General features: G+C 39.8%; 14 protein-coding genes. All 14 read left to right on the forward strand.

Annotated features, from left to right (window positions below):
* Window positions 1–37 precede the first annotated feature (37 nt).
* Window positions 38–454, forward strand: coding sequence for a nucleoside-diphosphate kinase (gene ndk / locus ACIQ7T_RS04205; RefSeq protein ID WP_053482577.1), 417 nt, complete (start codon window positions 38–40; stop codon window positions 452–454).
* A gap of 662 nt (window positions 455–1,116) precedes the next feature.
* Window positions 1,117–2,265, forward strand: coding sequence for a thiolase family protein (locus ACIQ7T_RS04210; RefSeq protein WP_370075907.1), 1,149 nt, complete (start codon window positions 1,117–1,119; stop codon window positions 2,263–2,265).
* A gap of 15 nt (window positions 2,266–2,280) precedes the next feature.
* Complete coding sequence (locus ACIQ7T_RS04215) at window positions 2,281–3,042, forward strand: 3-hydroxyacyl-CoA dehydrogenase (protein ID WP_370075905.1); 762 nt, start codon at window positions 2,281–2,283, stop codon at window positions 3,040–3,042.
* 223 nt (window positions 3,043–3,265) lie between these two features.
* Window positions 3,266–4,891, forward strand: coding sequence for a long-chain fatty acid--CoA ligase (locus ACIQ7T_RS04220; RefSeq protein ID WP_370075903.1), 1,626 nt, complete (start codon window positions 3,266–3,268; stop codon window positions 4,889–4,891).
* Between the two features lie 306 nt (window positions 4,892–5,197).
* On the forward strand, window positions 5,198–5,437 hold the full coding sequence (locus ACIQ7T_RS04225; protein ID WP_427445869.1) for a hypothetical protein: 240 nt from the start codon (window positions 5,198–5,200) through the stop codon (window positions 5,435–5,437).
* 84 nt (window positions 5,438–5,521) lie between these two features.
* Entirely contained in the window at window positions 5,522–6,292 is a 771-nt protein-coding gene (locus tag ACIQ7T_RS04230) for a CheR family methyltransferase (protein ID WP_370075899.1), read from the forward strand.
* 414 nt (window positions 6,293–6,706) lie between these two features.
* The gene (gene aroC, locus ACIQ7T_RS04235) at window positions 6,707–7,888 is read left to right on the forward strand and encodes a chorismate synthase (RefSeq protein WP_402868799.1); all 1,182 of its coding nucleotides are present in this window, start codon (window positions 6,707–6,709) and stop codon (window positions 7,886–7,888) included.
* A gap of 1 nt (window position 7,889) precedes the next feature.
* The gene (aroB, locus tag ACIQ7T_RS04240) at window positions 7,890–8,981 is read left to right on the forward strand and encodes a 3-dehydroquinate synthase (protein ID WP_402868801.1); all 1,092 of its coding nucleotides are present in this window, start codon (window positions 7,890–7,892) and stop codon (window positions 8,979–8,981) included.
* The gene (gene aroH / locus ACIQ7T_RS04245; RefSeq protein ID WP_370075893.1) at window positions 8,978–9,346 is read left to right on the forward strand and encodes a chorismate mutase; all 369 of its coding nucleotides are present in this window, start codon (window positions 8,978–8,980) and stop codon (window positions 9,344–9,346) included. The genes aroB and aroH overlap by 4 nt, the downstream gene beginning before the upstream one ends.
* Window positions 9,347–9,364: 18 nt before the next feature.
* Complete coding sequence (hisC, locus tag ACIQ7T_RS04250; protein ID WP_370075891.1) at window positions 9,365–10,465, forward strand: histidinol-phosphate transaminase; 1,101 nt, start codon at window positions 9,365–9,367, stop codon at window positions 10,463–10,465.
* Window positions 10,462–11,559 (forward strand): prephenate dehydrogenase, encoded by a 1,098-nt coding sequence (locus ACIQ7T_RS04255; protein ID WP_402868803.1) that lies wholly within the window; start codon window positions 10,462–10,464, stop codon window positions 11,557–11,559. The genes hisC and ACIQ7T_RS04255 overlap by 4 nt, the downstream gene beginning before the upstream one ends.
* A gap of 78 nt (window positions 11,560–11,637) precedes the next feature.
* The gene (gene aroA / locus ACIQ7T_RS04260) at window positions 11,638–12,924 is read left to right on the forward strand and encodes a 3-phosphoshikimate 1-carboxyvinyltransferase (RefSeq protein WP_370075887.1); all 1,287 of its coding nucleotides are present in this window, start codon (window positions 11,638–11,640) and stop codon (window positions 12,922–12,924) included.
* Window positions 12,925–13,019: 95 nt separating this feature from the next.
* Window positions 13,020–14,288 (forward strand): tetratricopeptide repeat protein, encoded by a 1,269-nt coding sequence (locus tag ACIQ7T_RS04265; RefSeq protein ID WP_370075885.1) that lies wholly within the window; start codon window positions 13,020–13,022, stop codon window positions 14,286–14,288.
* 14 nt (window positions 14,289–14,302) lie between these two features.
* The gene (locus tag ACIQ7T_RS04270; RefSeq protein ID WP_370075883.1) at window positions 14,303–14,860 is read left to right on the forward strand and encodes a ReoY family proteolytic degradation factor; all 558 of its coding nucleotides are present in this window, start codon (window positions 14,303–14,305) and stop codon (window positions 14,858–14,860) included.
* The last annotated feature ends 114 nt before the right edge of the window (window positions 14,861–14,974 follow it).

Consider the following 14,974-nt stretch of genomic DNA (forward strand, 5'->3'; position numbering starts at 1 on the left):
TAAAACCTGTTATACGAATTTAAGGAGTGTTTTAAACATGGCAATCGAACAAACTTTTTTAATGGTTAAGCCTGATGGCGTAGAACGACAAGTAGTAGGAGATATCGTAGATCGTTTTGAACGTCGCGGTTTTGTATTGAAAGGTGCTAAATTAATGGTAATTCCTACAGAATTAGCAGAAAAGCACTATGCAGAGCATGCTGAGCGTCCATTCTTTGGTGAATTAGTTGATTTCATCACTTCTGGTCCAGTATTCGCTATGGTATGGGAAGGCGAAAACGTAATTAAGCTTGCTCGTACAATGATGGGAGCAACTAAACCTGAAGAATCTAACCCAGGTACAATCCGTGGTGACTATGCAACAACTGTTTCTCACAACATCATTCACGGTTCTGATTCACTAGCTTCTGCTGAGCGTGAAATCGGCTTATTCTTCGGTGAAGATTTAGTTTAATTAGCAAAGTTTAATTTGCAAATAGATTAAGCAATCTCAATTTAATTTGAGATTGCTTTTTTTGTGCTCTAAATGGAGTGAAGGATAGTTTTGTTAAAGTAACAGGTAGAACCCAAGAATTAAAAGTATATCTACTAAAACAGTTGAATAGAATTTTCTAGATACATATAGAATTGTTAAATACTTCTTAGTCATGTAAAATAATAGATATAATATTCTGATAATTAAGGTTTTTAACTTCTTTCAGCAGAAGTCTACCACCTATATAGGCGGTCAGATGAATGCGGTTTTAAGTCACTTTTCAGCGGGTGTCCAAACATCTGTAGCTGTCGCTACGCTTTCGGTACAAAAAACATCCGCTGAAAGAAGTTAAAGCCTCCGGCGGATGTCACGGAATCGGAAAGGAGTTCACATAGGATGTTAGCCTAAGATCATCGCATCCATGCGATAACGGCTAACTGACCTGCATCGGTAAAAACGCCACGTCCTGTGGCATTACCGAAATGACCGACATCGTGCAGGCCTAAGCACTAAGCCGATTCCGGACGCAATTATGCCGAGGCATAATTGATATAGCTTATTATCAAGAATATATTTCATAACATCTAAATACATTGGGTGATAGGAAATGAGAGAGATGACAGTACAAAGGGGATTTTTTTATGAGAGAAGTAGTGATTGTATCAGCTGTTCGTACAGCGGTTGGCAGGAGTAAAGGGGCATTAAGCAATGTTCGAGCAGATGACTTAGCGGCAGATGTTCTGCAAGAAGTAGTGCAACGAGCAGGTATCAATAAGGGTCAGGTGGAGGATGTAATTTTTGGCTGTGTAACGCAAACTGCTGAACAGGGAGCAAATATAGCTCGTACAGCATTATTAATGGCAGGCTTTCCGGAAAGTGTCCCAGGTGTGACAATCGATCGTCAATGCGGCTCAAGTCAGCAAGCTGTACATTTCGCAGCACAGGCTATTTTAGCGGGGGATATGGACATTGTTATTGCTGGTGGGGTTGAAAGCATGACGAGGGTGTCAATGGGTTCTAACATGAAGGGTGCCTATGCAGGTAAACGATTACAAGAAAACTATACGATTATACATCAAGGGTTATCAGCCGAGAAAATAGCGGAAAAATGGAACTTATCAAAAGAACAGCTAAATAACTATGCTTACAATAGTCATAGACGAGCTTTAGCTGCAATTGAGGCAGGCCATTTTAAAAAGGAAATACTGCCTGTCCAAGTTACGCAAGAAGACGGCGCAGTTACAACGTTTTCTGTTGATGAGGGACCTCGGGCAGAAACGACAGTTGATAAATTAAATGGGCTTAAAACTGTATTCCAGGAAGATGGTGTGATTACAGCCGGTAATGCAAGTCAAATGAGTGATGGTGCCTCAGCGGTAGTTATAATGTCTTTAGAAAAAGCACAGGAGCTTGGCATCCAACCGCTTGCTAAAATTGTTACAAGAGTTGTTGTTGGCTCAGATCCGACGTTAATGCTAACTGGTCCAATTGAAGCAACTAGACAAGCACTAGAACGTTCAGGTCTTACGATAGAGGAAATTGATACGTATGAAGTGAATGAGGCTTTTGCGCCAGTACCACTTGTTTGGTTACATGAAATTGGAGCGGATCCAAATAAACTAAATCCAGACGGGGGAGCAATTGCCTTAGGGCATCCATTAGGAGCGTCAGGTACAAAGCTGTTAACAACGATGCTATACAGAATGGAACGAGAAAATTTACGTTATGGCTTACTTGCAATTTGTGAAGGTATGGGAATGGCGAATGCCACTATTATTGAGAAAATGTAAAAGGGGTTGTGTTTGATGAATGAAGTAATAGCAGTTGTAACAGGGGGAGCATCTGGTTTAGGAGAGGCGACTGTTCGTAAAATTGTTGCAGAGGGTGGCAAAGCAGTAATTTTTGATCTTAATGACGAGCGAGGACATGCACTAGTAGAGGAGTTAGGGGAGAATGTCCAATATGCACGTGTAAATGTCACAAAAGAAGCTGATGTAGCGGCAGGTCTTGAGCAAGCAGTAGCGAGATTTGGGTCCATTAATGTCACAGTGAATTGTGCTGGAATTGCTGATGCAAGTAAAGTACTTTCAAAGCGTGGTGTACATGCCCTTGATTTATTCGAAAAAGTGATTTCTGTAAATTTAATTGGTACTTTCAACGTTATTCGCCTAGCAGCTGAGCAGATGCAACATAATGAACCAAACGAGGATGGTCAACGTGGCGTTATTATTAATACTGCATCTGTGGCAGCATTTGATGGACAAATAGGACAAGCGGCATATAGCGCGTCAAAAGGTGGTGTGGCAGCGATGACCTTGCCGATTGCCAGGGAGCTTGCAGAAATTGGGGTACGTGTTATGACGATTGCTCCAGGATTAGTAGAGACACCAATGTTTGCATCGTTACCAGAACCAGCAAGAACAGCACTTGCCCAAATGACACCGTTCCCTAAACGACTTGGGAAGCCATCGGAATACGCGCTACTAGTCGAAAGTATTATCAAAAATGGTTTATTAAATGGTGAAGTAATTCGCTTGGACGGCGCGATTCGTATGCAGCCAAAATAGGGGAAACTTGAAGGTGCTCGACTCCTGCAAAATAAGCTAGAAAGATTGAGTGAAGGCTAATATCACCTTTTTTGTGATTGCGCCTTCGTGAAGCTCTGAAGTGAAAAGGGGCTTGTCTGCGGATAAAAAGCTGAATAAGTTAGCTTGTTTCGTATGTACTTATTGGTAGTAGCAGTAAGCCTTGGACGATTCAAAAATTTTATGAACAAAGGGGAGCGTTATTATGCATATGATGGATACACCTTTATTATTAACTAGTTTTTTGGATCGAGCAGAACGATTTTTTCATGCGAAAAAAATATATTCGCGGACAAGCCCTACAACAATTCACGAATTTACCTATAAAGAATATGTAAAAAGAACTCGTAAACTAGCTGATGCTCTTACAAAGTTGGGAATGGAGCGAGGTATGAAGGTAGGTACCTTTGCTTGGAATCACCACCGTCATTTAGAAGCATATTTTGCAGTACCATGCGCGGGAGCTGTCTTGCATATGATTAATATTCGATTAGCACCTGAGCATATTGCTTACGTTATTAATCATGCAGAAGATGAAATATTACTAATTGATGATAACTTAGTTCCGCTTATTGCACCGATTGTCTCACAGCTTAAAACGGTAAAGCATTTTATCGTAATGGGAGATGCTGTCGAGCTAGAAAACATCCCATTACCGAATGCTCTATCTTATGAGGCATTACTCGAAGAAGCGAATGAGAATTTTAGATTCCCAGATGATTTAGATGAAAATACACCTGCTGGCATGTGCTACACAAGTGCCACTACAGGAATGCCAAAGGGTGTGGTGTATACTCATCGAAGTATTGTCCTCCATACGATGGCAGCAGGACTCTCCGATAGTATTGCGATAGGCGAGGCTGATGTTTTACTACCTGTCGTACCAATGTTTCATGCGAATGCGTGGGGATTTCCGTTTGCTGGTGTATTATTTGGTGCTACCCAGGTGCTACCAGGGCCAATGTTTACACCACAACTATTACTTGATTTAATTGAAACATATAAGGTCACGTTGACTGCAGGAGTACCGACAATTTGGCTTGGGGTATTACAGGAGCAACGCAAAAATCCTCGTGATTTGTCTTCGATACGATTAATTATATGTGGTGGTTCAGCATCTCCGCTCGGTCTAACTCGTGGCTTTGAGGAGGAGCTTAAAATTCCTTACATGACGGGCTACGGTATGACCGAAACATCGCCGCTTGTTAGCATATCGTCGTATTTAACACATATGCAAGATTATACGATGGATGAAAAAATGGACGTTCGTATTACACAGGGAATAACAGTGCCGCTCATTGAAACACGCGTAGTCAATGAAAACGGTGAAGTCCCTTGGGATGGCAAAACAATGGGCGAATTGACAATTAGGGGCCCGTGGATTGCTGCCGAGTATTATAATGATGAACGAACAACGGAAGCCTTTAAAGATGGCTGGCTCTACACTGGTGATATTGCTGTAGTGACAGTAGATGGTTATATTAAAATTTCAGATCGAACAAAAGATTTAATAAAAAGTGGTGGAGAATGGATTTCCTCGGTAGACCTTGAAAATGCTTTAATGTCGCATCCTAAAGTGTTTGAGGCTGCTGTTATAGCCATTCCCCACGAAAAATGGCTTGAACGACCTCTAGCGTGTGTTGTAGCAAAGCCTGAATGTAAGGATTCTATTACGAAATCAGAGCTACTAGAAGATTTACGATCGCAATTCCATAAAACATGGATTCCTGATGACATTGTATTTTTAAATGAGATACCGAAAACTTCTGTAGGAAAATTCATGAAGGTAAAATTGCGCGAAGATTTAAAGGGTTATCGAGTAGAAGTTTAAAGGACTAAACATTTTGAAGGTGGTGTCAAACTACCTTCATTTTTTTTGTGAAAGGCTGGATCAATACAATACTGGATCAATACAATAACGTGAGATTGATATCCGTTCCGACTGGACGTAGTAGTATTGGCCAAAAGGAAGTTTTGTCTCGAAGGAGTTATCATAGGACGACGTGATGCAATTTACTAAATGGCTACGTCGTAACAAATATCAAAATGAATATTTTTGCTAAATTAATGAAAGAATGAAAAGAAAAATGAAACTATTTTTTCCATTTTGCCGTATAATCATTATTAATGAAAGGAAGTGGACGTATTGTCAATTCCAATGGTTGCAATTCTCGGAGGCGTATTAATCGCACTAGTAGGGATACTTACTGATGCAAACACAAGAAAGCAAAAGATTAAATTAAAGTCTATCGAAAAGGAATTGGAGCTAGAGAAGCTGAGATTAGAAACGTATACGATGGAAACAGAGAAATTACGTCTAGAATTAGAGCAATCCAAAGTGTTATTATTAGAGGAAAAACAAAACTCAACCAAGTAACTTGGATTACATGTGAAAGACTATTTCAGGAATGGCACTTTTCCGCTATAATGGAAATACGACGCTAGAGGGGAAGAAGACCGCATGTCTGATTATGAACAATTTATAGAAGGTATAAAGCGCAAAACAGGAATAGATTTAGCGCTATATAAAGAAGCGCAAATGAAAAGACGATTAACATCTCTGTATGAGAAAAAGGGATATCGTAATTTTGTGGACTTTCTAAAGGCACTTGAACAAGATCGTAATTTAATGAATGAGTTTTTAGATCGTATGACGATTAATGTTTCCGAATTTTATCGCAATGGGAAGCGCTGGGAAGTGTTGCAGAAGAAAATATTTCCGAAATTACTGCAATCTAATAAGCGTTTAAAAATTTGGAGTGCTGCTTGTTCAACGGGTGAAGAACCCTATTCTTTAGTCATGGTATTATCTCAATTACTGCCATTATCTCAAATTCAAATCATTGCTACTGATCTAGATGAGAATGTCATTCAAAAGGCGAAATTAGGTGTTTATCCAGAGCGATCATTAGCAGAAGTGCCGAGTGATATTAAAGCCAAGTATTTTGAGCAAGAAGGTTCCTTTTATAGGGTCAAGGATGAGATTAAACGTTGTGTGACGTTTAAGAAGCATAATTTACTTAATGATCATTACGATTCTAATCATGATTTAATTGTTTGCCGCAATGTGATGATTTATTTTACGGAAGAAGCGAAAGATCAGATTTATACTAATTTTAGTAAAGCATTGCGTAAAGATGGGGTTTTATTTGTTGGATCAACAGAGCAAATCTTTAATCCATCTCGTTATGAGTTTGAAGTCGAGGATACGTTCTTCTATAAACGAAAATAGTTAATAATATGAGAAAAGCATTTGTACAATAGATAATATGAATGTCATGTACATATTTTCAAAGCTTTAGACATAGATGAATCGTACGCTTTTCGCTTGATGTAAGCAAAAAGCGTATTTTTTATTAGCTATCTCGAATCTCGGGCAAGGCTCCAACCTCAGACTTTAATGAAAGCTTAGGTAGGGGATAACTGATTGTTGAAGACTAACAATTAGTGGATATGCAGAAAATTTTTTCGGGCGAATCGTTCAGAATATTCTAATTTAACGAGGTGGACAGTTTCTGGAACAATCCGAAATTTGCGAACAATTAAAACGAGTCTTAAAAGACATTTGCAAAAGGACTGTTTTTTTAGAGAATATATGTTATAGTGAAAAATACATACTTTAGCGAGTTGAAGGGAGAAAGTGTTTATGCGTTACTTAACAGCGGGAGAGTCACATGGACCCCAATTAACAACAATTATTGAGGGCCTACCGTCGCTCTTACCAATTACAGCAGAAAAAATTAACCATGATTTAAAACGTCGTCAAGGAGGGCATGGACGCGGCCGCCGTATGCAAATCGAAACAGATACAGTGGAAATAGTCGCTGGTGTTCGTCACGGACAAACACTTGGTTCTCCCGTAGCGCTCGTAGTCACAAATGATGACTGGAAGCACTGGACAAAAATTATGGGAGCAGAACCGTTAGCAGAAGATGTGAATCCTGACGATATCAAACGTCAAATTTCACGCCCTCGTCCAGGGCATGCAGATTTAGTAGGCGGCATGAAATACGGACACCGTGATTTACGCAATGTGTTAGAGCGTTCCTCTGCGCGTGAGACAACTGTTCGTGTAGCAGTAGGTTCGGTTGCCAAAGCGCTATTAAATGAATTAGGCATTTCTATAGTGGCACATGTAACAGAAATCGTTGGTATTAAGGCAGACACTTCCGTAATCGAAGGAAAATCTGCAGATGAAATTCGTGCCATTGTTGAAGCAGATCCTTGCTATTGCGTTGACCCAGAGGCTTCGGCAAAAATGGTGGAGGCAATTGATGAAGCGAAAAAAGCTGGTGACTCAATTGGTGGTGTTGTAGAAGTCATTGTTGAAGGAATGCCAGCTGGTGTAGGTTCATACGTTCATTATGACCGTAAGCTAGATGCTAAATTAGCAGCTGCCATGTTATCTATCAATGCATTTAAAGGTGTTGAATTTGGAATTGGCTTTGAAATGGCACGCCGTAAAGGCTCTGAAGTACATGATGAAATCATTTGGTCAGAGGAAGAAGGCTATACACGTGCAACAAATCGACTTGGTGGTTTAGAAGGTGGAATGTCTACTGGAATGCCAATTGTCGTACGTGGTGTAATGAAACCAATTCCTACATTATATAAACCGTTGCAAAGTGTTGATATTGAAACGAAAGAACCATTTAAAGCAAGTGTAGAGCGCTCGGATAGCTGTGCAGTACCAGCTGCGTCAGTTGTTGCTGAGCACGTTATTGCCTGGGAAATAGCGAATGCAATATTGGAACAATTCCATAGCGATCAATTACCCCAACTAAAAGCTCAAATCGACGAACACCGTCGTTATACAAAGGGGTTCTAATATGCGAGTACCAGTAGCGACGAAATCCCATCAATATGAAGTTGTCCTTGGTCATAAATTTTTAGCAGAAGCAGTAAAAGCATTTGATGATAAGCTTCAAAAAGCGGATAAGCTCATTGTTTTTACGGATGCTAATGTGTGGGCAGCGCAAGGAGATTATTTCAAGGCTCATTTCCCTTATCATTTTGAGGTTTTTATCTTACCAGGTGGTGAGGCATGTAAAACATTTGAACAATACAATGCAGCGCAAACATTTTTACTTGAACAAAAATGCTCGCGTAAATCATTTATTTTTGCATTTGGTGGGGGAGCTGTAGGTGATTTAACAGGTTTTGTTGCAGCCACTTATATGCGTGGGGTGCCGTTTATTCAAATCCCAACTACGATTTTGGCACATGACTCAGCTGTAGGCGGTAAAACAGCTATTAACCATCCACTAGGTAAGAATATGATTGGTGCATTTTATCAACCTGAGGGAGTTATTTATGATACTGTTTTTATCGAAAGCTTACCTGAGCGCGAGGTACGTTCAGGAACAGCAGAAGTGATCAAGCACGCGATGATTTCTAATGCATCGTGGTTAGAGGAATTAATGGCTGCAGAGACAGTTATTCATTTCACCACTGAAGAATTAGCGAAGCAGCTAAGAAAAGGTATTGAAGTGAAGGCCCAAATCGTAGCAGAAGACGAAACCGAGCAATCCGTTCGGAAATTTTTAAACTTAGGTCATACTTATGGGCATGCCATTGAAGCGGCCGCTGGTTATGGAAAAGTAGCGCATGGCGAGGCTGTCATGATTGGACTCGTATATTGTTTATTATTAAGTGAACGATACGGTGAATTAGATCGTACCTTCACTACAGCATTTTTGCAGTTTGCAGTGAAGAATGGTTATCCATTTGAAGCTGTAAAAGAATATTCCTTTGAACAGTTAACAGAGTATTTAATGAAAGATAAAAAAGCGGAGTATGGTATTTTACAATTCGTGCTACTGGATAAAATTGGTAAACCATTCATACAACCAATTGATTTAGCGGAGTGCAGAGAAGTAGATGCCGAATTCCGACAGCTATTAGCGGAGGTGCTTGTATGATTCGTGGACTTAGAGGAGCAATTACAATTGAATCTGACAAGCCAGAGCTTGTATGGGAAGAGACAGCAAGATTAGTGCGTGAAGTAGTAGCAGCCAATAATGTGGAAATAGATGATATTGCTTCTATACTAATATCCACAACACCTGATATTACGTCAGCATTTCCAGCACGTGCTGTACGGTTAATGGACGGGTGGCAATATGTACCTGTCATGTGTACGCATGAAATGGACGTGCCAAACGCATTGCCACTTTGTATTCGTGTGTTAATCCATGCAAATGTGGAAGTAGCACAAAAGGATGTAAAACACTTGTATCTCAATGATGCAGTGAAATTAAGACCAGATTTAGCCCAAGCTAAATAAAAAGAGGAGATGTTTGAGATGAAATGGAAACAACAATTGGACGGTATGCAAGCATATAAGCCTGGTAAACCAATTGAAGAAGTACAACGTGAATATGGCTTACAAGAAGTCGTAAAATTAGCATCTAATGAAAACCCATTTGGGTGCTCACCTAAGGTAACTGCTTATTTACAAAATAATTCAGTAAATCATGCGATCTATCCAGACGGCTATGCGCAAAATTTACGTACAGCTGTTGCAAATCATCTAGGTGTCAAAGAAACACAGCTTCTTTTTGGTAACGGCTCCGACGATATCATTGCAATTATTACGCGTGCATTGTTGTATCCAGGTGTAAACACAGTGATGGCAGACCCATCCTTCTCCCAATACTGGCACAATGCTGAAATAGAAGGCGCAGAGGTACGCAAAGTTCCTTGTATCGAAGGTGCACATGATCTTGATGCAATGGCAGCAGCAATTGATGGTAATACATCGATCATTTGGGTTTGTAGCCCAAATAACCCAACAGGTGTGGTGATACCTGATGTTGAATTGCGTGCATTTTTAGCTAAAGTTCCAAGTGATGTACTAGTAGTATTAGATGAAGCATATATCGAATACGTAACGCATCCTGGTCACAAAGATACTCTACCTTTAATAGACGAGTTTCCCAATGTACTATTAATGCGTACATTCTCCAAAGCATATGGTCTTGCTTCTTTCCGAGTTGGTTATGCAATTGGGCAACCAGAAGTAATTGCAAAGCTTGATCCAGTAAGAGCGCCATTTAATAATACAATTTTAAGTCAAGCAGTTGCGACAATCGCTTTAAGTGATCAAGAATATATAAATGCTTGCCGTGAAGCAAATGAAAAAGGTAAAAAACAATATATTGAATTTTGTGAGAAACATAATTTGAAATACTTCCCTTCTGATACGAACTTTATTTTCTTTAATACGAATGCTGATAGTGATGTTGTCTTCAATGAGCTAATGAAACGAGGCTTTATAATCCGTAGTGGAAATGCGTTAGGATTACCTGGGTTTGTCCGCGTGACAATCGGAACAGAGGCTCAAAATACGGCATTGTTAGGCCACCTTGAAAACGTCCTAAAAGAGCTAGGAGTTTTTGCATGACACGCAACGTGCTCGTTATTGGGCTAGGCTTAATAGGAGGCTCGATTGCCTTGGCATTGCAAAAGGCACCAGAAACAAAAATTATTGGCTATGATATGGATGCGAAAACTCGTGACCATGCGATAACAGTAAATATTGTTCATGATATTGTGACAGATCCAAAAGAAGTGGTGGCCGACGTGGATGTAATCATTTTTGGAACTCCCGTCAACGCAACGCTTGAATGGATGGAACAATTAAAAACATGGCCGTTAAAAAATAAAGTAATCGTAACAGATACAGGAAGTACAAAAAAGAAGATTATGCAAAAGGCTGGGGAACTACGTGAGTTAGGCATTACCTTTATTGGAGGACATCCAATGGCAGGCTCACATAAAAGCGGTGTTTTAGCTGCTAAGGCTCACCTTTTTGAAAATGCGTATTATATGCTAACACCGCTCGCCGGTGAAGAAATTGTCAATATGGCACAGCTTGAAAGTTTATTAAAATTTACACATGCAAAAGTTGTTAGTGTATCTGCTCGTGAGCATGATCATATGACAGCTGTAGTTAGTCATTTTCCGCATGTCGTAGCTGCTTCTCTTGTGCATCAATTGGGCGGAGAAAACGGGGAATATCCAATGACACGTTCACTTGCTGCAGGTGGCTTCCGTGATGTAACGCGTATTGCCTCGTCCAATCCGATTTTATGGCGAGATATTACATTACAAAATCGAGAAGAGCTTATTGCGCAGCTAGAAGGCTGGGAAAAGGAAATGAGTCGTGTAAAGGAGCTGCTTTTCAATGGTAGCTCGGATGACATAGAAACATACTTTGCAGTTGCTAAAGAGCTAAGAGATGAATTACCGATTAGTGCAGGAGCAATGTTCACATCATTTGACTTATATGTTGATGTTCCTGACTATCCGGGGGTTATTTCTGAGGTGACAGGCTTACTTGCAGACGAAGCGATTAGTATTACAAATTTACGTATCGTAGAGTCAAGAGAAGACGTTTTCGGGATTCTTGTTATTAGCTTACAAAGTGAAAGTGACCGTGAACGTGCAGCAGCGTGTATACAAAAGCGCGCTAATTATGAAACATATATTTCATAGGATCCTAGGAAATGCCTATTTAAAAGAAAGCGTCGAAATTACGGCGCTTTCTATCTTCATATTGGAGGGAAGAAAACGATGAGTGAAAAAGTATTACAATATGATAAACCTTCCTTACAAGGAACTTTAACGATTCCTGGCGATAAATCTATCTCTCACCGTTCCGTTATGTTTGGAGCTATTGCAACGGGAAAAACAACAGTTGACGGCTTTTTATTAGGTGAGGATTGTTTAAGTACAATTGATTGCTTCCGTAAGCTCGGTGTGAAAATTGACGTAGAAGGAACAAATGTATCCATCGACAGCCCAGGTATAGAGGGGTGGCAAGAGCCTACAGAGGTACTATACACAGGAAATTCTGGTACAACGACACGCTTAATGCTAGGTATTTTAGCTGGATCTACTGTACATTCAGTAATGACAGGGGATGCGTCCATTGGAAAGCGACCGATGCGCCGTGTTATTGATCCGTTACGTCAAATGGGCGCACACATTACTGGAAGGGCAGATGGACAATATACGCCATTAGCCATTCAAGGTACAGCATTACAAGCTATTGATTACCACATGCCTGTTGCAAGTGCGCAGGTGAAGTCAGCTGTTTTACTTGCTGGTTTACGCGCTGAAGGTACTACAATTGTGCGAGAAATTGAAGTATCTCGAGATCATACTGAGAGAATGCTACGTCAATTTGGTGCACAGGTTGATGAGGTGGATGGTGTTATTTCGTTAAAAGGAGGACAAACTTTAACAGGGACACATGTGTCTGTGCCAGGTGATATTTCATCTGCGGCCTTTTTCTTAGTAGCAGGGGCCATCTGTGAGGATAGTAAAATAACGCTAGAAAATGTCGGAATTAATCCAACACGAGATGGTATTATCAAAGTGCTTCATAATATGGGAGCATCTATAACACTTATACCGGATGAAGATAGCCAGTCAGAGCCGACAGCAACAGTTACAATTGAAACGTCAACATTAAAAGGCACTACCATTGAGGGAGATATTATTCCTCGTCTTATCGATGAAATCCCGATCCTTGCTTTATTAGCAACGCAGGCAAACGGTAAAACTATTATTAAGGATGCCGAGGAGTTAAAAGTGAAGGAAACAGACCGGATAACGGCTGTTGTGGATGAATTGAAAAAACTAGGTGCTAATATTGAAGCTACTGAGGATGGCATGATTATTGAAGGACCAACTCCATTACGTGGTGCTAGCCTTAAAACCTATGGTGATCATCGTATAGGGATGATGGGTGCTGTTGCAGCACTAATAACAGATGGGGCTGTAACTTTAGATGACGCAGAATGTATTGCGGTTTCTTATCCATCGTTTTTCGAGCATATAGAGGAAGTAATATAAATCTATGCTTGACTCTCCAAGTCTTTTGGGGAGTTTTTTCTTGTTTCGAGAGAAAATGTTTTGTAGCATAAAGGTATTAATGAAAGAATAGGTGAATGACTGTGAACAATGCGATGACTGAAATGATGCAAGCACTTGAACAAGGGGACTTAGCATTAATTGAACAGCTACTTGAAACATTTTTAACGAAAGAGCTACCTGAGGACATTTATGCGCTAGCTGAAGTTTTTATGCAGTATGGATATATGAAGGAAGCTGACCGTGTACTGGAGCATTTACAATTTTTATTCCCAGAAGAAGCACAGTTGAAAATTGATCGTGCAAACGTCTTAATGGAACTTGGCGATGAAGATGAAGCGTTAGATTTTTTATTAGAAGTAGAGGAGACAGCTCCAGAATATCCTCAAGCATTATTAGTATTAGCGGATTATTATCAAATGCAAGGATTGTTTGAAGTAGCAGAAATGCGCATCAATGAGGCACTATCTATATTACCTGATGAGCCATTACTACAATTTGCTAAAGCGGAGCTTTTATTTGAAACGGGTCGCTTCTTAGAGGCTGCGAGACTATATGAAGAATTGTATGAACAACAAGTTGAATTTGCTGGGGTAAGTCTTACAGAACGACTTGCTGAGGTGTATCGTGCAGGAGCTGCCTATGAAACGGCCTTAGATTACTATTTAAAAGCTCTGGAAGCTGAAGTAAAGCCAGATGTTTTATTTGGTGCAGCGTATTCAGCCTTTCAATCACAAAAATATGAAATGGCCATTAAACAATTAGAGGAATTAAAAGAATTAGACCCTGATTATTTTTCTGCCTATTTATTGCTTGCTGAAAGCTATGCCATGACGGAGGACAATAAAAAAGCATACGCTGCCATTCTGGAAGGATTAAAGCGTGACGAATACGATAAGTCCTTATTTTTATTCGCCGGTAAAATGGCTTTAAAAACTGGTTTGCCAGCTGAGGGTGAGCAGCATCTACGTGAAGCCATTGCCTTAGATCCTGAATACATGGAGGCAGTATTAACATTAATCTCCGTGTTGGCACAGCAAGAGCGTCATGAGGATGTAATAGAATTATTTGAAACGTTGCAAAAAAATGATTTTGAATGGAGCACCTTATACCCATTTGCTGCGGTTGCATATGAAAATTTAGAATTGTACGACCGTGCATACGAATTTTACCGTTTGGCATATAATGATTTTAAGGAAGACGCAGTATTTTTAGAAAAGTATGTTTATTTCTTGTTAGAGGAAGGAAAACGCTCAGAAGCTAAAGAAGTGCTCGGTCAATTAATAACTATTCAGCCGGGTGAACTGGAGTGGCAAGAGAAGTTAGAAACCTTAGAATTTGAGTAAAGGAGGGAGTGGGTATGACTGCTTCTGTATCAGTTGTCGATAAAAAAGCATTTGTTAGATGGTTTTTAAAAAATTATCAATTGAAACGTCGTGAGTGTGTATGGATTTTGAATTACTTATTAAGTAACGATGAGTTATTAAAACGAATTCGATTTGTTGAAGAAGCTCACTATTGCCCTAGAGCAATGGTAATGTCAACGGTCGATTCAACAGGAGTGCCGTTTCGTTTTTACAAAGGCAATGTAATGACAGCAGATGCTGAGAAATCCTTCCATGATTTACGTTTACATGAGCATGAAGATATGTATATACAATTGAATTTTCCAAATGTACCACCAAGTGCACAATACTTAGCAGTTCTTGAAGAAAACCCTTATATGCCAGAAGCACTGATTGTTAGTGAAAAAGATCGCTTACTGGCTGAAGAGCTGCTTTCCAACAGCTTACTCGTATTCCAAGAAGAAAAATTACTCGCGCAAATTGATGAAGCCCTCGATCAGGGAGATGAAGATCGCTTTTATGAATTGTCTAATTTGTTACAAGCTTTAAAGGAAACGGCTAATTTACGTTAGTTATAAGTAAAAATGGAATGTCCTTTATCTACCTCAATATGATAACATAACAAGTGAATGATTGTTTTCACTTTTTATTGGCTATCCTATTGAAGAGTGGAGAAGGGCATTTTT

It is taken from the genome of Lysinibacillus sp. NPDC096212 (assembly GCF_044763105.1).
GTDB lineage: Bacteria > Bacillota > Bacilli > Bacillales_A > Planococcaceae > Lysinibacillus.